The 18,750-nt window shown below is 39.8% G+C and carries 20 protein-coding genes; 18 read left to right on the top strand and 2 right to left on the bottom strand.

Annotated elements, in window-relative coordinates:
* The first annotated feature begins 59 nt into the window (after positions 1-59).
* From MLD65_RS05810 to MLD65_RS05785, 6 genes are all read left to right on the top strand, one after another.
* Positions 60-773: a VCBS repeat-containing protein gene (locus MLD65_RS05810; RefSeq protein WP_243290943.1), complete on the top strand. Its 714-nt coding sequence runs from the start codon at positions 60-62 to the stop codon at positions 771-773.
* Between the two features lie 173 nt (positions 774-946).
* Entirely contained in the window at positions 947-1,648 is a 702-nt protein-coding gene (locus tag MLD65_RS05805; RefSeq protein ID WP_243290942.1) for a helix-turn-helix domain-containing protein, read from the top strand.
* Positions 1,649-1,895: 247 nt separating this feature from the next.
* The gene (locus MLD65_RS05800) at positions 1,896-2,225 is read left to right on the top strand and encodes a rhodanese-like domain-containing protein (RefSeq protein WP_243290941.1); all 330 of its coding nucleotides are present in this window, start codon (positions 1,896-1,898) and stop codon (positions 2,223-2,225) included.
* Positions 2,226-2,392: 167 nt separating this feature from the next.
* A complete protein-coding gene (locus MLD65_RS05795) occupies positions 2,393-2,755 on the top strand; it encodes a rhodanese-like domain-containing protein (protein ID WP_243290940.1) in 363 nt (120 codons plus the stop codon).
* Positions 2,756-2,878: 123 nt separating this feature from the next.
* The gene (locus tag MLD65_RS05790; RefSeq protein WP_243290939.1) at positions 2,879-4,012 is read left to right on the top strand and encodes an MBL fold metallo-hydrolase; all 1,134 of its coding nucleotides are present in this window, start codon (positions 2,879-2,881) and stop codon (positions 4,010-4,012) included.
* Positions 4,013-4,174: 162 nt separating this feature from the next.
* Positions 4,175-4,741 carry a biotin transporter BioY gene (locus tag MLD65_RS05785; protein WP_243290938.1) on the top strand — a complete coding sequence of 189 codons (567 nt, stop codon included), beginning with the start codon at positions 4,175-4,177 and terminating at the stop codon, positions 4,739-4,741.
* Between the two features lie 58 nt (positions 4,742-4,799).
* Here MLD65_RS05785 and htpG read toward each other — a convergent pair whose 3' ends face one another.
* The gene (gene htpG, locus MLD65_RS05780; RefSeq protein WP_243290937.1) at positions 4,800-6,680 is read right to left on the bottom strand and encodes a molecular chaperone HtpG; all 1,881 of its coding nucleotides are present in this window, start codon (positions 6,678-6,680) and stop codon (positions 4,800-4,802) included.
* A 275-nt stretch (positions 6,681-6,955) separates the two neighbouring features.
* On the opposite strand from htpG, the gene pxpB reads away from it, so the two are divergent.
* Genes pxpB through pxpA form a run of 3 tightly spaced genes read left to right on the top strand, consistent with a single transcriptional unit; the run spans position 6,956 to position 9,389 of the window.
* A complete protein-coding gene (gene pxpB, locus MLD65_RS05775) occupies positions 6,956-7,684 on the top strand; it encodes a 5-oxoprolinase subunit PxpB (RefSeq protein ID WP_243290936.1) in 729 nt (242 codons plus the stop codon).
* Entirely contained in the window at positions 7,659-8,627 is a 969-nt protein-coding gene (locus tag MLD65_RS05770) for a 5-oxoprolinase subunit C family protein (RefSeq protein ID WP_243290935.1), read from the top strand. Before pxpB ends, MLD65_RS05770 begins: the two co-directional genes overlap by 26 nt.
* Positions 8,628-8,630: 3 nt before the next feature.
* Positions 8,631-9,389, top strand: coding sequence for a 5-oxoprolinase subunit PxpA (gene pxpA, locus MLD65_RS05765; protein WP_243290934.1), 759 nt, complete (start codon positions 8,631-8,633; stop codon positions 9,387-9,389).
* Positions 9,390-9,673: 284 nt separating this feature from the next.
* On the opposite strand, the gene MLD65_RS05760 is transcribed toward pxpA, so the two are convergent.
* Positions 9,674-10,456 (bottom strand): arylamine N-acetyltransferase family protein, encoded by a 783-nt coding sequence (locus MLD65_RS05760; protein ID WP_243290933.1) that lies wholly within the window; start codon positions 10,454-10,456, stop codon positions 9,674-9,676.
* A gap of 377 nt (positions 10,457-10,833) precedes the next feature.
* On the opposite strand from MLD65_RS05760, the gene MLD65_RS05755 reads away from it, so the two are divergent.
* The 9 genes from MLD65_RS05755 (at position 10,834) to MLD65_RS05715 (ending at position 18,747) form a co-directional block, all read left to right on the top strand.
* On the top strand, positions 10,834-12,342 hold the full coding sequence (locus MLD65_RS05755; protein ID WP_243290932.1) for a 4-hydroxyphenylacetate 3-hydroxylase family protein: 1,509 nt from the start codon (positions 10,834-10,836) through the stop codon (positions 12,340-12,342).
* Positions 12,343-12,514: 172 nt separating this feature from the next.
* Positions 12,515-12,991 carry a flavin reductase family protein gene (locus tag MLD65_RS05750; protein ID WP_243290931.1) on the top strand — a complete coding sequence of 159 codons (477 nt, stop codon included), beginning with the start codon at positions 12,515-12,517 and terminating at the stop codon, positions 12,989-12,991.
* A gap of 13 nt (positions 12,992-13,004) precedes the next feature.
* The gene (locus MLD65_RS05745) at positions 13,005-13,835 is read left to right on the top strand and encodes an FAD synthetase family protein (RefSeq protein ID WP_243290930.1); all 831 of its coding nucleotides are present in this window, start codon (positions 13,005-13,007) and stop codon (positions 13,833-13,835) included.
* Positions 13,836-13,846: 11 nt separating this feature from the next.
* Positions 13,847-14,275: a GlcG/HbpS family heme-binding protein gene (locus tag MLD65_RS05740; protein WP_243290929.1), complete on the top strand. Its 429-nt coding sequence runs from the start codon at positions 13,847-13,849 to the stop codon at positions 14,273-14,275.
* Positions 14,272-15,186 carry a catechol 2,3-dioxygenase gene (locus MLD65_RS05735; RefSeq protein ID WP_243290928.1) on the top strand — a complete coding sequence of 305 codons (915 nt, stop codon included), beginning with the start codon at positions 14,272-14,274 and terminating at the stop codon, positions 15,184-15,186. The genes MLD65_RS05740 and MLD65_RS05735 overlap by 4 nt, the downstream gene beginning before the upstream one ends.
* A 15-nt stretch (positions 15,187-15,201) precedes the next feature.
* Entirely contained in the window at positions 15,202-15,963 is a 762-nt protein-coding gene (locus tag MLD65_RS05730; protein ID WP_243290927.1) for a 2-keto-4-pentenoate hydratase, read from the top strand.
* Between the two features lie 13 nt (positions 15,964-15,976).
* Positions 15,977-16,858, top strand: coding sequence for an acetaldehyde dehydrogenase (acetylating) (locus tag MLD65_RS05725; RefSeq protein ID WP_243290926.1), 882 nt, complete (start codon positions 15,977-15,979; stop codon positions 16,856-16,858).
* Between the two features lie 9 nt (positions 16,859-16,867).
* Entirely contained in the window at positions 16,868-17,881 is a 1,014-nt protein-coding gene (gene dmpG / locus MLD65_RS05720) for a 4-hydroxy-2-oxovalerate aldolase (protein WP_243290925.1), read from the top strand.
* Between the two features lie 68 nt (positions 17,882-17,949).
* Positions 17,950-18,747 (top strand): 2-keto-4-pentenoate hydratase, encoded by a 798-nt coding sequence (locus tag MLD65_RS05715; RefSeq protein ID WP_243290924.1) that lies wholly within the window; start codon positions 17,950-17,952, stop codon positions 18,745-18,747.
* Positions 18,748-18,750 lie beyond the last annotated feature (3 nt).

The following is an 18,750-nucleotide window of genomic DNA, read 5'->3' as shown; positions in this document are numbered from 1 at the left end:
TATATTGATTAGCCCATAGCATATGTATAATGAAAGCTTATCAAGAAAAGGAGCATGTTATGTATTATTCTAGGGCTAATCTAAAGCAACCGTGTATTGTTTCGTTTGCAACGGGCGACGTAACCGGGGATGGAGTATCTGATTATGTATATTTAACCGGAATAAAGACTCCAGATAGTCCATTTACTCAAAATATAACCCTTCTTATACAGGATGGAAGAACAGGAATGGTAACAAGTGTCCCACTTCGTGAAAATGCAGGTTATAACCCTTCATTATTCTTAGGAGATTTTACTGGGAATGGGGTAGCTGACATTTTTATCAGTATGGGTACAGGTGGTAGTGGTGCAACGATGTACCATTATATTTATTCCTTTTTAAATAATAGGGCGCAAATACTCTTTGATTTTCAAGTATACAATGATCAATACCAATACGAGGTTACTTATCAAGACAACTACAAAGTGAAAGTTAGTAGTAAGAAAAATAATAAAACGTACATCATTGACATATCGACAAGGGATACGGAGTATTTGCATGAAATCTATGATGAAAACGGAAAGCTCAAAAGTCCAATGACCGGGTTTGTAAATCCTTTGAGTGGCTTATATCCAGTCGATTTTGATTCAAATAACGTTTTTGAGCTATTAGCCTATCAAAAAATAGCTGGAAGATATAATGCAGACTCTCTTGGGTATATATTAAACACTTTAGGATGGAAAGAGAATCGATTTGTTTTGGAAAATCAATATGTAGCGATCTTTGGATCTTAGCAAAAAAACTGATGCCTTTTCTCCACTACTTCACTTTTCTTGCATAAAGAAGTGAAGATTGGCGGAAAAGGAGAGGTTGTGACTAGTTTTAAGAACCTTTGTCGATTTGCAGGAAAAAGCTTCATTACCCCAAGAATATAATAGGAAAGGCTATCTTTTGAGGGGTGAATAAGATGAAGGAGATGAAATTGACGATTTCAAGGGCCGCGAGATTACTTGGTGTGACGACACATGTTTTAAAAAAATGGGAAACGGAATTTCCCTCATTTTTAACAGTGAAACGGGATGAAGATAATGCTCGGGTATATACAGAAGAAAGTATGGATTTCCTCCTTCTCATTAAAGAATTGAAAGATCAAGGGTTGGACGATGGTATCATTCATCAAGAGCTAAAACAGTTTAAGGAAGATTTACTAAAGCAAGAAGAGCATATAGATCCAGAAGAAACTCCTGAAGTGTGTAACGTTTCGGCTACCTTAGAGAAAATTGAAAAGTATTTAGCAGATAAGGAAAAAGAAGAGTGGGAACAGCTTGAGTCTCGTTTTAAGCATTTGGAAAAAAGCTTAGTTGAACAAATTCAGGAAGTCATTAGTGGGAAGGTAGAGGTCGCTCCATCATCAAAACCAGTGATCGATCAAAAAGGCTATTCCGATATAAGCGATAAGGAAGATGATTTAGTCGAATCCACTTTTCAAGAGCAGGATTTACAAGAAGAGATGGAACAGGAACGAGAAATGATCCGAAAAAATATAGAAAAACGAGAAGAGCGATTTGTCGCCTTTGTGCAACGACATCATCGTCGGAAAGAAAAAAAGATGAATGGGCAAAAATCAAGACTAGGTTTTTTGAAAAACTTTATTGAATTTGCTAAGTAGGAGCTGGAGAGTAAATCTTCAGCTCTTTTTCGTATTATCAATGGAAATTAATTTTATGTATGAACGGATTCTTTTTCGTTCAACGAAAGCTATCTAACACCTTTGAGCCAAAAACGCATGAGGCTCACGAATCAAATGTTCGTCGGTTTGACTTTTTACATGAGTTTTATTCGTTGACAAAATACCATACGGGGTATATTATAGTGTTGTAAGTTTTCTTCTCACGTCATTTAGGAGGGTGTATGATATGACGATTTTTGTTCTAAGTTTTATCGTTATTGGTTATTTTGTTTTTATTAGAAATTTTCCAGTCTTAAGATTACGCAATATAAATATGGAAAATTTAGATTTAACTACGATGAACATAGTCGATATAAGGGACTATAATGACGCTTTTAAAAGCCCTGTCCATGGCGCAATTAATGTTCCAGTGGCATACTTTAACAGGTATTTCTCAAAAATACCACAAAGTGATTTAGTTGTCGTTGCTTCTAATCGTCTTGAAAAGAACATAGGAATTCGTTTCTTGCGTAAAAAGGGATTTAAGGTCGTAGGATATACAATGATTAACCAATAAAGAAATTTATCATTACGAGGAGGGAAAAATTTCGCGGATTATATACCCCGATGGGTAAAATCGAATGGATTATTTAGTGGTGATTACGATAAAGCAATGTTAAGGCAGCATATTAAGCTCATGCAGAAATGGGGGATATGTCCCACTACAGTAAGGAGGATTTAGACTTGGAATATGTAAATTATTTATTGATTGCCCTTTTCACTTTTTTTCTCATTACACGAATCATGCCAGCTAAAGGTGTTAGGCAGCTTTCAACAACCGATCTAAAAAATGAGTTAAAAGAAAAGAATAAACAATTTGTTGATGTCCGAACACAAGGTGAGTTTAAAGGAAATCATATTAGAGGCTTTAAAAACCTCCCCCTTCATCAACTCGTACAAAGAGCAGAAAAGGAGCTCTCAAAAGACAAAGAGGTAATCGTAATATGTCAAAGTGGAATGAGAAGTCAAAAGGCTTGTAAAATGTTAAAAAAATTAGGATTTAATAGTGTGACAAATGTAAAAGGGGGAATGAGCACCTGGAGGTAGGAGTAGGAGATTTATAGACCGATCAAGTTTTGAAAATTCAAGAAACGACGGAGTGGACGTTTGTAAAGTACACTACTTTTATATATTTTTTTACTAAAAATAATACCACAGGGGGTAAATAAAATGACAGTAAAAGCAATGACTTCTAAAGAAGTGACAAAAAAATTAATGAACAAAGAGGAGTTATTTATTTTAGATGTGCGAAACGAAAGTGATTTCCAAGATTGGAGAATTGAAGGGGAAAACGTAACATCTGTTAATGTTCCTTACTTTCATTTGATTGATGGAGTAGATGAAATTTTAGATAAATTACCGAAGGAAAATGTGCTAGTTGTTTGTGCAAAAGAGGGATCTTCACTATTTGTTGCAGAGCAGTTAAGTGAAGCAGGTATCGAAAACGTTTCTTACCTTAAAGGTGGTATGAAATCATGGAGTGCATATCTTTACCAAACAAAAGTATATCATGATGAAAATGTAAAAGTTTATCAATTTATTCGGGTAGGCAAAGGTTGTTTATCGTACATGGTTTTATCCGGTAATGAGGCATTAGTGGTCGATCCACTTCGCTTTACTACTGTATATGAAAATGTAGCGAAACAAGAAGGGGTTCAAATTACACATGTTGTCGATTCTCACTTACACGCAGATCATATTTCAGGTGGGAAAGAACTGGCTGAGAAGACTGGAGCAATTTATTACTTAATGAAGAGTGAAGGAGCAATCTTTGACTTCGCTGCCCTCGAAAACTATAGCCAAATCCAATTCGAAAAAGTGAATCTTCAAGTTTTAGCTGTTAAAACACCAGGTCATACACCAGGAAGTGTGTCGTTCTTCATAAATGATAAGCTGCTATTCTCTGGAGATACTATTTTTGTAGGTGGATTAGGACGTCCTGACCTTGGTGGGAAAGCTCATGAGTGGGCACATGATTTATACGATACAATTTATGAAAAGGTAGCCTCCATTGCAGATGATGTAGTTGTGTTACCAGGTCACTATGCTAGTTTAGATGACGAGTTGAATGATGAAGGATTTATTGGAGCTAACCTTGGAGAGATTCGTTCAAAAGTTGAAATGATGCAAGGTAAAAATAAGGAAGAGTTTGTAGAGATGGTGGCTGCAAATGTAAATACCGAGACACCACCAAACTTTGAAGATATTGTTGCGGTGAACCGTGGCGTTAAGGAAGTAACGGAAGAGGAAATGGTAGAGCTAGAAATCGGACCGAACCGTTGTGCACTTCACCATAATCATTAAAAAATAGGAGAGTTGAAGCAACGAAGGTTTTAGCATATCCAATGCCAATTGAATAGGACTAACGACTGTTTTGGGAACAGATAACAATGGAAAAAATCTACCCTTTTAAGCGAATATATGTTAACTTTATGTTATCATAAGGTTACATATGGAGGGGTTAGATTGAAAAATCAGAATTCTAAGCTTAGAGCCATCATAAATTGTGCCATTTTTGCGGCTATTACAGCAGTGCTAGCACAAGTGGAAATACCGTTGCCAGTCGTTCCAATTAGCGGACAAACATTAGCAGTGGGTCTAACAGCAACCATCCTTGGAAGTAGGTATGGTGCTATGGCAATGATTTGCTATGCAGCATTAGGTGCTGTTGGAATCCCGGTTTTTGCAGGGATGAAAGGTGGCCCCCAAGTATTGGTTGGTCCTACAGGTGGATATATTTTTGGGTTTATTGCCACAGCTTTCGTTACAGGACTCATTCTTGAACGTACGAAATACAATCTACAGATGGCAATGGTCGCGAATACAGTAGGAATGATCATTACATTAATATTTGGAATGGTTCAATTAAAGTTTGTTCTCGATTTAAGCTGGGGGCAAGCACTCGCTATCGGCGTATATCCATTTATTGTAGTGGGCCTTATTAAAGCATTTTTAGCAAGCTGGATTGGCATAACGGTACGACATCGTTTAGTTCGGGCCAATCTGTTGACAGATTCAAAGAGTGTAGCTTAATAGCATATAAAAAGTACAAGTGCCTGTCCCCGATCAATTGGGAAACAGGCACTCTTTTTTACACCATAATTTTGCAAATATCGTTTGTAAACTCAACAGGGTCATGAATTGGCAATCCTTCAATGAGAAGGGCTTGATTGTACAATAGGTTCGTGTATAAGGCTAATTTCTCTTTATCTTGTTCGAAAGCTTGTTTTAATGATTGGAATACTTCGTGATTTGGGTTTATTTCTAATACTTTGTCTGCTTTGACGTTTTGGTTGTTTGGCATCGCGTTTAGGACTTTTTCCATTTCGATGGACACTTCACCGTCAGTTGCTAGGCAGACAGGGTGTGATTTCAATCGTTTGGAAAGTCTCACTTCTTTTACTTTGTCAGATAAAATGTTTTTCATCGAATCAAAGAGGTCTTTGTTTTCCTTTTCTTCTGATTCTGAACGCTTTTGATCTTCAGACTCGTCAAATCCTAAGTCACCACTGGATACAGATTTAAATTCTTTTTCGTTGTAGTTCATTAACATTTTGATCGCGAATTCATCAATATCTTCAGTGAAGTATAAAATTTCGTATCCTTTGTCTAAAACGACTTCTGTTTGCGGCAGCTTCTCGATACGCTCAATGGATTCACCAGAAGCGTAATAAATATACTTTTGATCTTCTGGCATTCTTGATACATATTCATCTAGTGTGACAAGCTTCTTCTCTTTAGACGAGTAGAACATGAGTAAGTCTTGTAATACTTCCTTATGCGCTCCAAAGTCACTGTACACACCATACTTTAACTGTCTACCGAATGATTCATAAAATTTTTCATACTTTTCGCGGTCATTTTTCAACAAGCTCTTCAGTTCATTTTTAATTTTTTTACTGATGTTTTTGGCAATGAGCTTTAATTGACGGTCATGCTGGAGCATTTCCCTTGAAATGTTCAAGGATAAATCTTCAGAATCGACCATCCCTTTGACAAAGCTGAAATGATCCGGGAGTAGATCCGGGCATTTGTTCATAATTAGAACGCCGTTGGAATAAAGCTCTAAGCCTTTTTCAAATTCTTTCGTATAGTAATCAAACGGCATATTTTCCGGAATGTATAAAATCGAATGATATCTTACAGCACCGTCCACACTAATGTGAACAGATTTAAGCGGCTTGTCAAAACCGTAATGCTTTTCTGCATAGAACTTTTCATAATCTTCATCTGTTAGTTCATTTTTATTTTTTCGCCAAATCGGCACCATGCTATTGACTGTCTGTTCCTCACGAACATCTTCAAACTCATTTTCGCTTCCTTCTTTGAGTTTTCTCTCGGTTATATCCATTTTAATTGGATAGCGAATGAAGTCCGAATATTTTTTAATGATCGCTTTTAATCGATACTCCTCAAGATACTCGTCATAGCTTTCTTCTTCTGTGTTTTCTTTGATTTTTAAAATAATTTCTGTTCCAACTGAATTTTTCTCATGTGGTTCAATTGTGTAACCGTCAGCACCAGAAGATTCCCATTTATACGCTTCATCACTGCCAAGTGCCTTACTGATCACTGTTACTACATCAGCAACCATAAAAGCAGAGTAGAATCCGACACCGAATTGACCGATAATGTCAAAGCCATCCTTCAGCTCATTTTCATTTTTAAACGCTAATGAACCGCTCTTCGCAATCGTTCCAAGGTTATTCTCAAGCTCTTCCTTTGTCATCCCGATACCAGTATCGATCATTTTAAGCGTACGGTTATCCTTATCCGGTACGATTTTTATGTAGTAATCGTCCTTATTAAACGTCAACGTGTCATCTGTCAATGCTTTGTAGTAAATTTTATCAATGGCATCACTTGCGTTTGAAATTAACTCGCGTAGAAAAATTTCTTTATTTGAATAAATCGAATGAATCATTAAATCCAATAACCGTTTGGATTCTGCTTTGAATTGTTTTTTTGACATGGAAATCTCTCCTTTCAACAAAAAAGCTATGATTATATAGGAAACGAAAAATAAAAAACAATGGATTAGCACTCTGTTCCTTCGAGTGCTAATTCTTATTTAACATATTCTGTTTTTCTATGTCAATATCATACCGCGAAGTATTCATATCATTCTCGTTTAGGTATCGAAATGGGGAATTGAATCAATATAAAAGATAGAATAGAATAAATATTAATAATTTTTGAAAAATAATTATTTAGAAAATTATGAAAAACGATTGGAAATATGGAGGAATGAGTGTGGAATTTGAGTTTTTACCATTAAGTGAAAACAGTATAACGATTAAGCTAGGAAACGAAATGACACGAACCGTTCATGAACAGGTGAGAGGTGTGATGAACCATTTAACAACGCCCCCATTAAAAGGAATTATCGATGTTGTTCCAGCTTATACAACGGTAACTGTTTATTTTGATCCGATGTATTTTTACGATGGTGTAACACTTCCATATGAAAAAGTTTGTTCCACTTTAAAAGAACGACTCGAATCGTTGACCGTTGTGCACATAAAAAAAGGAAAAGAAGTGGTGATTCCGGTTTGTTACGGGGAAGAGTTTGGACCAGATTTGGAAGAAGTAGCAAAATACCTTAACTTAACGCCAAAAGAAGTTGTGAGCATTCATACGAGTGGCCGTTACGATGTGTACATGCTCGGTTTTGCTCCAGGTTTTGCCTACTTAGGAGGAATGTCTGAAAGAATCGCTACCCCAAGAAAAAAAACACCACGGTTACGAATTCCTGTTGGTTCAGTAGGAATCGCTAGTTTACAAACGGGGATTTATCCGATTGAGAGTCCCGGTGGATGGCAATTGATTGGGAAAACACCACTGCCACTGTTTCGACCTAACCACAAGCAACCGAGTCTTTTGCAAATAGGAGATTGTGTGATCTTTCAATCTATTTCAAAAGAAGAGTATCGGCAATTAGAGGAGGAGTATGATGGGAATTCTTGTTATCCGTAGTGGATTACTCACCACCATTCAAGATTTAGGTCGATTCGGCTTTCAAAAAGATGGGGTCATTGTAAGCGGTGTGATGGATTCGTTTGCACATCGCGTTGCGAATATTTTAGTTGGAAATGCTGAAACCGAAGCAACCATTGAAATGACGATGATCGGTCCGATTTTGAAGTTTGAGGAAGATGCGCAGATTGCAATTTGTGGTGGTGAATTTGAAGTCAACCTAGATGGGGAAGAAGTTTCATTTTGGCGTCCCATTTATGTGCAGAAAGGATCGACTCTTACGATTAACCAATGCCAAAAAGGGTGTAGAGCTTATTTAGCCGTCGCTGGGGGATATCAAATCCCGAACGTTATGAACAGTCAATCGACATATTTATTGGCAAAGGTCGGTGGATTAAACGGGCGAGCTATCCAAAAAGGGGACACGATACCGCTAAGGGAGACTAGTAAAAAAAGTTCACACCAAAAAAATTTTGGCGTATCCCATACTCTTCGAAACTATTTCGGTGGTTCAGAGAGAGACATCCGGGTCATTCGAGGGGACGATTTTAACGATTTTACAGAACAAAGTCAAAATCAATTTTTTCACCAGTCATATGAAATCACAACGCAATCAAATCGTATGGGCTATCGTCTTGATGGGTACCCCCTTATTAGAAAAGTACAAAAGGAGATGGTTTCAAGTGCTGTAACGTTTGGAACAATTCAAGTTCCATCAGAAGGTAAACCGATTATTTTAATGGTGGATCGTCAAACAACAGGTGGATATCCAAAGATTGCACAAGTGGCTGCAGTTGATTTGCCTACCCTTGCTCAAATGAGACCGGGGGAAAGAATAACGTTTCAAGAAATTTCATTTAAGGAAGCGCAACAATTATTCGTGGCGCGTGAAAAGGAGATTCAACTTTTAAAGAAGCAAATATTTTTTCAAGCGGAGGTGTAAAGAATGGTTCGTGTCGATTTAAATTGTGATATGGGAGAAAGTTTTGGGATATATCAGATTGGAAATGACGAAGAAATATTAAGTTATGTAACGTCTGCGAACATCGCATGCGGCTTTCATGCTGGGGATCCGACAACCATGCGAAAAACGGTCTCCTTAGCGTTAGAAAAGGGAGTGAAAATTGGCGCACACCCGGGGTTGCCAGACTTACAAGGATTCGGGAGACGGAATATCGCGATCAGAGAAGAAGAGGCATATAATCTCGTTTTGTACCAAGTTGGTGCGTTAAATGCTTTTGTGAAAGCCGAAGGAGGAAAAATGCAGCACGTCAAACCTCACGGAGCGCTATACAATATGGCAGCAAAGGATCGGAACCTTTCTGAAGCGATTGCCAAAGCTGTTTATGACATTGACCCAACACTTGTTATATATGGCCTAGCAGGCAGTGAGTTAATTCACGCAGGTCAAAAAATCGGTTTACAAACAGCGAGTGAAGTATTTGCTGATCGTCGCTATCAGCAAGATGGATCGTTAACATCAAGGAAAGAACCGAACGCCCTCATAACGGATAAAAAAGAAGCCGTACAACAGGTGATACGAATGGTGTTGGAAGGAAAGGTTCGTTCAACATATGGAACCGACGTAGAAATCAAAGCCAATACAATTTGTATTCACGGGGATGGCGAGCATGCACTGCCCTTTGCCAAAATGATTCGTGAAAAGTTAGAAGAGGCAAATATTCGCGTAGCATCTATTTCGTAAATCTTAAGATTAAATAGCTTCCGTATTGGGAGCAATTGTTTTAAAGGTTGGACATAATTTGAACGATCTAGCAGGGAGAGCGTTATATCTAATACTAATAGTGGGGCTGTCCGAAAAGGAGTATTTACGCCCCGGAATCTAAAAAAGTAGACCGAAAGAATGTTGATTTTACAGCATTCCTTCGGTCTTACTTTTGGAGCATTTTACCCTAAAATCGTCTTTTTAGACAGCCCTCCTGTTCCTGAGATTTGGGCCATATTCTAAAAAAGTTGCGGTACTTTTCTCTACTCAATTCCAAAATGCTGTTTCGCTAGTTTTCTGAACGTTTTGTCATCAATCTGTTCTTTTGTGACATGTCCATTTTTCCATTGTGTAAAAGTTGAATTTGTTAACGTAATATTACCGCTACTTGTTAGCCGGGTAATAAGAGGATGTTTGTTAAAAGGAGACTGTTCTTTTTCAATTAAAGTTTTTTGGATTTCATTAAATTCAGATACATCGTTTATAGGGCGAGTTGAATCAAAGGCATAACCTATTCTCCAATCTGTATCCTTATATTTGAGCTTCATTTCGAGAAGATAGTTACCATGGTCGCTATCTTCTTTTTTGATCCGGAATTCTCCGTTAGCCGTTTGAACCATCTTACCGTTTAACGGAACGAGTGTTAATGGTAAATTCCCACCAAATCCAGTATCAACTAAATACTTTTGTTCTTCATACGTTAAAAGGATGGCTACGTGCGTTCTCCCAAGTGTAGGCCACTTTTGTGCAACATGATCATATACGACTCCACGAACTAAAACGACACTAAAACCATTTTCAATTAAGAAAAAATAAAGAAGCGAATTTAATTCATAACATAGTCCACCTTCATTTTTTACGAGCATTTTGTTGATTAAGTTCTCTTTTGTGACCTCAGTAGTATTGTTTGTCATGATGCTTAAATTTTCAAATGGAATCGAGTATGCTGTTTTTTCTAAAATTTGATCCAACGTCTCGAAAGTAATTTTTTCGTTTTCACTGATGCCGATTCGTTTACGAAATAATGTATTGAGCTCACTTGTCATGAGTCATTCCCCCCCCAATGTAACAAAAATAAATGTCTATTTCGATATTAACTTCTTTCTTCATTAAAATATATGGCTTTTTACGTTGTTCATACAAGAAGAGTTTGAGCAGGGGATTGTGACGACATCAATGTAGAAAAAGTCATACCACATCAAATGGCGACCATTTTTTCGCTCTTTGTCATGCTGAATCGTTTAGTCCGTTCAAGACTTTTCGTAAAATTCTTCCAACATATAACGGTTGAAAACTTCTTTTTTTCTGACAGCTCGTGTCATTGTTTCCTATTTTCTGAGAAAGTAAGATAGATAACAAGAGATATTATTTGATATTTCAGAAAAATCTATGTAAGGGTTTACAAAAAAGGGGAGTGAAAAAGATGTTAAATGGTCAGGAGTATTTAGAAAGCTTAAAGGATGGCAGGGCGGTGTATTTAAATGGGGAAAAGATAGCCGATGTAACGGAACACCCGGCTTATCAAAATTCAGCACGCTCGATCGCTCGTATGTATGATGCGCTTCATGATCCTGAGATGGGAAAAATTTTAACGACGGAGACGGAATACGGTGACCAGACGCATAAGTTCTTCAAGACGCCTAAAAGTGCACAAGACTTATTAGAATCAAGGGATGCGATCGCTCAATGGGCTAGATTGAGCTATGGATTTATGGGACGCACCCCTGATTACAAGGCATCGTTCACTGCTCATTTAGATGCTTACTCCACATATTACCAAGGATTTGAGAAAAGTGCAAAGGGTTGGTACAAAAAAACGACGAAAGAAGTGCCATTTGTCAATCACACGATTATTAATCCACAAGTCGATCGCTCGAAGCCACTTCATGAAAATAAAGATGTATTTGTTCGGGCGGTAAAGGAGCGGGATGATGGAATTGTTGTAAGTGGTGCGAAAATGGTTGGAACAGCAGCGGCGCTTACTCATTATAACTTTGTTTCGAACTATGGACCGATGGATTTAGGGGATGGCGATCAAAGTCACGCACTTATTTTCTTTGTGCCGATGAATGCTCCAGGTGTGAAAATGATTAGTCGTCAATCTTATGAGTTGCAGGCGGCAACGACAGGATCCCCTTATGATTATCCATTATCGAGTCGCTTTGACGAAAATGATGCGGTCATTGTATTAGACAATGTTTTTATTCCGTGGGAAGACGTTTTGGCTTACAAAAACATCGATATTACTAATAACTTTTTCGTTCAGACTGGCTTTTTTAACCGTTTTACGTTCCACGGCTGTACACGCTTTGCGGTAAAGCTAGATTTCATGGCAGGGCTATTATTAAAAGCGACAGAAGCTGCAGGCACAAAACAATTTAGAGGGGTGCAAGCGAATATTGGTGAGGTGCTTGCATTGCGTAATATGTTCTGGGGATTAACAACTGCAATGGCGACAGATCCAGAGTTTGGTCAAAACGGAGTCGCCATTCCGAATGGATTCTATGCAAATTCCTATCGTGTGCTTGCGCCAATGACATGGGTACGAGTGAAAAATATTTTCGAGCAAGTAGTCGCAGGAGGATTAATTCAGTTACCATCGAGTGCCAAAGATTTCTTAAGTCCAGAGCTTCGTCCTTATTTAGATAAATATTATCGTGGTTCAGGGATTAATGCTGAAGAACGCGTGAAGTTGATGAAAATGATTTGGGATGCGATAGGTACCGAGTTTGGTGGACGTCATGAACTATATGAAGTGAACTATGCTGGTAATCACGAAAACATACGATTAGAGGCGTTAAAGCACGCTGAAGGAACCGGAGCGGCAAATCAATTCAAATCATTTGTTGACACAGCACTAGCAGATTATGACTTACATGGCTGGACCAATTCTGTTTGGAAAGAAGCTGGTCAAAAAGAGCTAGTTAAATAAGTTTATCCCACTTTTAACGGGAAGTAAGACCCCGAAGATAAGTGGGGGACAACTGTCCGTAAAGGTTCGATTGGTTTAACTAAAATCAGTGGGGGATGAAAAAACACTGAATGAAGTTACACTGTATTCCATTTTTACGGGCAAGTAAAAAGAAAGAAGGAGGAGTCCGAACATGGATGATCGGCAATTTCGAAATGCGATGGGGAAGTTTGCTACGGGAGTGACCGTTATTTTAACGGAAGTAGAGGGCGATGTGCATGGCATGACGGCAAATGCGTTTATGTCCGTCTCGCTTGATCCAAAGCTTGTGGTCATTTCCATCGGTGAAAAAGCGCAAATGCTAGAAAAAATTAAAAACAGTCAAAAATTTACTGTCAATATTTTAGCTGAAGATCAACAAGACCTTTCGATGATTTTTGCAGGACAGATCAAAGAAAAACGAGAGGTGTCTTTTGGGAAACTTGCAGGACAGTCAGTGCTTCCAGGTAGTGTGGCCCAAATTACATGTGAAGTGACAGCAGAGCATGTGGAAGGGGATCATACATTATTTATTGGAAAAGTGACGGCAATTCAAATAGAAGAACGAGAGCCGCTCATTTACTTTAGTGGTCGCTACCGTTCATTGCTACAGGAAGTGTCAACCACTTAAAGGAGGGCTACACTTGAAAACCATTCATTTAGATCCGCAAAAGTTGAGCGAGCTAGAACGACAATCGACACCTTGTGTCGTTGCTCTTGGATTTTTTGATGGTGTACATCTTGGTCATCGCCAGGTAATTCGTGAAGCAAGGGAAATTGCACGAAAAAAAGGTGTACCGCTCGCAGTCATGAGTTTTTTTCCGCATCCGAAAGAGGTGCTATCAAAAGGAAAACAACAAGTGGATTATTTAATGCCGGTCAAAGAGAAGCAACGAATTTTTGAAAAGCTAGGGGTCGATCTTTGCTACATTGTTCCTTTTGATCAGTCATTTGCTTCCTTGAAACCTGAAAGATTTGTAAAGAACTATTTGCTTAATCTTGGCGCACTTCATGTCGTAGCAGGTTTCGATTATGCTTACGGCTACCGTGGCGAAGGGCATATGGATCGTATGAAAATGGACGCACGCGGTCTTCTTGAAGTAACAAAAGTAGAAAAAGTAGCTTGTCATGGGGAAAAAATTAGCTCCACGTTGATTCGTGAGAAAATTCGTACTGGAGCAGTAGAGGAACTTCCTTCTTGTTTAGGTGAAACATATCGCGTGGAAGGTCGAGTTGTAGGAACTATGATTTTGATGAAACCATATTATATGCTTCCTTCCTCAGGACGGTATGTAGTAACGATTCATAGCCAAAAAGGAAGTTTCAATACGGAGGTAGTTGTGTTGAAAAAGCCGGATCAAATTTTAATACGAGATGTGGAAATTTCGAATCTTGTACAAGGGGAGCAAGTCACGATCGAATGGAAACGCTGTCTTTTTACCCAATGGCAAGAAAAAGAGCAGTTACTTGTTTAGGAGGAAAAAAGATGTTTCTTGAACAAAAAACAATTTCCAGAGATCTTGCGATGAGGATGCTAGAAGCGGCTGTGAACAAAGCAGAGGAGCTTCAAATTGCTGTCAACGTTGCGGTTGTGGATAATGGGGGGCATTTAATTGCGTTTACAAAAATGGATCACGCTCCATTGTTAAGTGCAGAAATTTCTCAAAATAAGGCATATACAGCAGCGGCCTTTGGTTTACCTACTCATGAATGGTACGAGTTAATTAAGGATGAACCATCGTTGAAAACAGGGATCGTCCACACGAATCGGCTCACTGTATTTGGTGGGGGCTATCCCGTTCGTTGCGGCACGACACTTGCCGGAGGAATTGGTGTGAGCGGTGGAACGTTAGAAGAAGATCAAGCTTGCTGTGAGGCGGCTTTAATACAAATAAAGGAGGAGGTTAACAAATGAGTAGCATTATGCGGATTGGGCGACTGGAGCTGCGCGTGATGGATTTAGAAGAGTCGGTGAAATATTATACCGACATTATCGGTTTAGAAGAAACGGGACGCGATGGAGAGCGTGTTTATTTAAAGGCCTGGGATGAGTACGATCATCACAGCATTATTTTACAAAAATCAGACTCTGCTGGAATGGATCATATGGCGTTTAAAGTGAAGGATATTTATGAATTAGAGAAATTAGAATATAAAATTGAACAATTTGGGTGCGAGCTTACTCGTGTCCCGAATCAAACAAGGTTAGCAGAAGGTCAGTCAATTCGCTTTAAAATTCCGACAGGACACGAAATGGAATTGTACGCAGAGATTGAACAGGTGGGGACAGGAACAGGCCATGTGAACCCACACCCGTGGCCTGATGGATTAAAAGGCATCGCCCCTCATCGCTTAGATCATGCATTGTTAACTGGGGATGACTTAGAATCCGCGACCCGCTTTTTTACCGAAGTCCTTGATTTTCACCAAACAGAGAGAATCGTTACTGTTGATGGGGAAGTGATGCTTGGAAGTTTCTTAGCGGCGACGAATAAAGCTCATGATATTGCTTTTGTCAAAGGTCCTGATGCGAAGTTTCATCATGCGGGCTTTTATGTAGATAACTGGTATGAAGTATTAAAAGCAGCCGATATTTTAACGAAAAATGAAGTGCCTGTGGAAGTGACACCTACTCGTCATGGGATTACACGAGGCCAAACGATTTACTTCTTTGACCCATCAGGTAACCGTAATGAAGCGTTTGCGAGCGGGTATATATCGTATTCGGATTTCCCAACGATTACATGGACCGAGGATAAAATCGGTACAGGTATTTTCTATCATCGCCGTGAAATGCTGGAGTCTTTCTCCAAGGCCTTGACATAAATAGGGGGTGAAGGTGTGACAATTCAAGAGCGAGCAAGCAAGTTGCTTGAGGCAGAAAGGACGAAAAAGCCCATTGCCCCATTTTCAAAGATGACAGTCGATGAGGCCTATTACACACAATTAGAACAAATTCGCCAAAAGGTTGAAGCCGGTGGGAAAGTAGTCGGGAAAAAAATTGGTTTAACGAGCAAGGTAATGCAGGAGATGTTTCAAGTAAATAATCCAGACTACGGACATTTACTCAATACGATGATGCATCTTGATGGCTCTGATGTATCACTATCTCGTTTTATTCAGCCTAAGCTAGAATTTGAGATTGCGTTTGTGTTGAAAAAGGATTTAAAAGGTCCAGGTGTAACGGTACTGGATGTCGTTGAAGCGACCGATTATATCGTACCGGCGATTGAGATTATTGATAGCCGTATTAAAGATTGGAAGATTTCATTTGAAGATACAGTCGCTGATAACGGCTCCTCCGCTGGAGTCATCATAGGGGGGAAGCCGACAAAGCTAGATGAAGTGAATGTTTCCCATATCGGTATGGCCGTTTATCGAAATGGCACATATTTTGATTCAGCAGCTGGAGCAGCGGTCATGGGAAATCCAGCGCGCGCGGTGGCGTGGCTAGCGAATGCACTCGTAAAATATGATATTTCCCTTTATAAAGGTGAAGTCATTCTTTCAGGTGCATTATCAAAAGCAGTTCCTGTCGAAAGTGGGGATCAATGGACAGTCGATTTTGATCATATCGGATCGGTGTCGGCGACATTTAAATAATAGGAGGGGCGAGATGACAACTGCTAAAGTAGGCATTATTGGTTCCGGAAATATCGGAACGGATTTAATGTACAAAGTCGAACGAAGTAACCAATTACAAATGAGTGTCATGGTTGGGATTGATCCTGAATCAGAAGGGTTGAAGCGGGCGCGTGAACGCGGCTACGAGACGATAGATTCAGGGATTGATGGATTACTAGAAAAGCCGGATTTAGTCGACATTGTGTTTGACGCAACAACGGCCAAAGCCCATCACATTCACAGTGAAAAGCTAGTTGCTTTAGGAAAAAAAGTGATTGATTTAACGCCGGCAGCGATTGGCCCATTCACTGTACCGCCAGTCAATTTAGATGCTCATCTTACAGAAGCGAATGTAAACATGGTCACATGCGGTGGCCAAGCAACGATTCCGATTGTAGCGGCGATTAGCCGAGTCGTACGAGTGAACTATGCTGAAATCGTTGCAACAGTGGCGAGTAAAAGTGCAGGTCCGGGAACAAGAGCGAATATCGATGAATTTACACGGACGACAGCAAAAGCGATCGAACAAGTCGGAGGTGCGGAAAAAGGGAAAGCCATCATCATTTTAAATCCAGCGGAACCACCAATTATTATGCGCGATACGATTCATGCGTTAGTTGAACAAGAAGGACAGGAACAAAACATCGTTACTTCGATTGAACAAATGGTGCAAACAGTACAAGAATATGTTCCAGGTTATCGCCTACGTGGTAAGCCGCAGTTCGAGGGGAGAAAGGTGACGGTTTTTATCGAGGTCGAAGGTGCCGGTGATTTCTTTCCTCCTTATTCAGGAAACTTAGATATTATGACAGCGGCAGCGGCAAAGGTAGGCGATGAGATCGCGAAGCAATTGAAAGAAGTCTCACTGAAGTAGAGGAGGAGAATGATGACAAAACGGGACATTGAAATTGTCGATGTAACACTTCGAGATGGAAGTCATGCGATGCGGCATGCGTTTACGGAGAAACAAGTAAGAGAAACGGCTAAGGGACTTGACCAAGCGGGTATACGCTACTTTGAAGTTTCGCATGGTGACGGATTAGGTGGTTCCTCTTTACAGTATGGTTTTTCTAAAGTAGATGAACTAACACTCATTGAAGCGGCAGCTGATGAGTGTCAAGAAGCACAAGTATCTGTGTTGTTATTACCAGGAATTGGGCTCAAAGAAGATTTGCAAGACGCTGTTAAAGCGGGAGCGAAAATGGTGCGTGTCGCAACACATGTGACGGAAGCGGATGTTGCTCGTCAACATATTAGTCTTGGCCGGGAACTCGGGTTAAAAACAGTCGGCTTTTTAATGATGGCGCATATGGCTCCTATTGAGAAGCTCGTTGAACAAGCGAAATTATTTGAAAGCTATGGTGCCGAAATTGTGTACGTAACCGATTCTGCTGGTACCCTTCTCCCCTATGAAGTAAAAGAACGAGTTGGGGCTTTAAGAGAGGCGCTCCAATGTGACATTGGTTTTCATGGTCATAATAATTTATCGATGGCCATGGCGAATACAGTGGCGGCAGTAGAAGCGGGAGCAACGTATGTAGATGGAAGTTTACGATGCCTTGGCGCTGGCAGTGGGAATACGCAAACCGAAGTGATGGTGGCGGTGTTTAAGCGAATGCATATGGAGACTGGCGTGGATCTTTACAAGGCCATGGATGTAGCCAATGAAGTGGTCGCTTCCTTTATGCCTCGTCCACAAGAAATTACGGGTTCAAGCTTAATCATGGGCTACTCTGGTGTGTACTCTAGTTTTCTCTTACACACAAATGATGCTGCGCGCAAATTCAACGTCGATGAACGCGATATTTTAGTTGAGTTAGGTCGCATGCAAGCGATCGGTGGTCAAGAAGACTTAATTTATGATATCGCCGCTCAAATTGCTACTGCGAGAGGGTAAAAGAATAAAAGGGATAAAGACTCTTTTGACTAGCTCATTCCCGTATCCAAGTAAGAGGTGATAAATAGATGAAGACAGTAACAACTGAATGGATGGATCAAGTAGCCGAACAATTATATGAGGCGGAAAAACAGGCGGAAGAAGTAGGTAAAATGACCGATCGTTTTCCGCAGTTACAAGTTGTAACTGCTTACGAGATTCAAAGAAAGCTGATCAAAATAAAAGAAGAACGAGAACAAACGAGACGTTCAGGCTATAAGTTAGGCTTAACAAGTCGCGCGAAACAAGAAATGATGGGCGTCCATGAACCTACATATGGTGTCCTATTAGAGAATATGCAGTTGTTTGAAGGAGAACAAGTGTCGGTGGCGCCGTTTATTCACGCAAAAATTGAACCGGAAATTGCCTTTGTATTTGATAAAGAAGTGAAAGGGCCTTCGATTACGACGGCGGCGATTTTAGATGCTACTGCTTACATTGCTCCGGCAATGGAGGTCATTGACAGTCGTTATCGCGATTTTCATTTTACGCTCGCAGATGTCATAGCGGATAATTCTTCCTCATCTCGTTTCATTCTTAGTGAAAACCTCCATCGACCTGATGAAGTAGACTTACGGTTAATGGGGATGGTGTTTAAGAAAAATGGAGAAATTGAGTCCACGAGTGCAGGGGCTTCTGTCATGGGACATCCTGCACGAGCTGTTGCTTGGTTAGCCAAGCAATTAATTGAAACGGGCCAATCGATTCAACCAGGGGATATCGTTTTGTCAGGTGCCTTAGCGAAAGCTGTGACGATTGCACCAGGTGATCATTTTTCTGTTCACTTTGATGGAATTGGATCATTGGACATTACATTTAAGGAGTGAGGC

This window comes from Bacillus sp. FJAT-47783, assembly GCF_022808615.1.
In the GTDB taxonomy this organism is placed as follows: Bacteria; Bacillota; Bacilli; order Bacillales; family Aeribacillaceae; genus Bacillus_BZ.
This window is presented reverse-complemented; position numbering and strand designations above follow the sequence as displayed.

Excerpts from the sequence above, each read along its gene's own strand:
- MLD65_RS05810 (WP_243290943.1), top strand. The coding sequence starts at position 60 with ATGTATTATTCTAGGGCTAATCTAAAGCAACCGTGTATTGTTTCGTTT.
- MLD65_RS05805 (WP_243290942.1), top strand. The coding sequence starts at position 947 with ATGAAGGAGATGAAATTGACGATTTCAAGGGCCGCGAGATTACTTGGT.
- MLD65_RS05800 (WP_243290941.1), top strand. The coding sequence starts at position 1,896 with ATGACGATTTTTGTTCTAAGTTTTATCGTTATTGGTTATTTTGTTTTT.
- MLD65_RS05790 (WP_243290939.1), top strand. The coding sequence starts at position 2,879 with ATGACAGTAAAAGCAATGACTTCTAAAGAAGTGACAAAAAAATTAATG.
- htpG (WP_243290937.1), bottom strand. The coding sequence starts at position 6,680 with ATGTCAAAAAAACAATTCAAAGCAGAATCCAAACGGTTATTGGATTTA.
- pxpB (WP_243290936.1), top strand. The coding sequence starts at position 6,956 with ATGAGTGTGGAATTTGAGTTTTTACCATTAAGTGAAAACAGTATAACG.
- MLD65_RS05770 (WP_243290935.1), top strand. The coding sequence starts at position 7,659 with ATGATGGGAATTCTTGTTATCCGTAGTGGATTACTCACCACCATTCAA.
- pxpA (WP_243290934.1), top strand. The coding sequence starts at position 8,631 with ATGGTTCGTGTCGATTTAAATTGTGATATGGGAGAAAGTTTTGGGATA.
- MLD65_RS05760 (WP_243290933.1), bottom strand. The coding sequence starts at position 10,456 with ATGACAAGTGAGCTCAATACATTATTTCGTAAACGAATCGGCATCAGT.
- MLD65_RS05755 (WP_243290932.1), top strand. The coding sequence starts at position 10,834 with ATGTTAAATGGTCAGGAGTATTTAGAAAGCTTAAAGGATGGCAGGGCG.
- MLD65_RS05750 (WP_243290931.1), top strand. The coding sequence starts at position 12,515 with ATGGATGATCGGCAATTTCGAAATGCGATGGGGAAGTTTGCTACGGGA.
- MLD65_RS05740 (WP_243290929.1), top strand. The coding sequence starts at position 13,847 with ATGTTTCTTGAACAAAAAACAATTTCCAGAGATCTTGCGATGAGGATG.
- MLD65_RS05735 (WP_243290928.1), top strand. The coding sequence starts at position 14,272 with ATGAGTAGCATTATGCGGATTGGGCGACTGGAGCTGCGCGTGATGGAT.
- MLD65_RS05725 (WP_243290926.1), top strand. The coding sequence starts at position 15,977 with ATGACAACTGCTAAAGTAGGCATTATTGGTTCCGGAAATATCGGAACG.
- dmpG (WP_243290925.1), top strand. The coding sequence starts at position 16,868 with ATGATGACAAAACGGGACATTGAAATTGTCGATGTAACACTTCGAGAT.
- MLD65_RS05715 (WP_243290924.1), top strand. The coding sequence starts at position 17,950 with ATGAAGACAGTAACAACTGAATGGATGGATCAAGTAGCCGAACAATTA.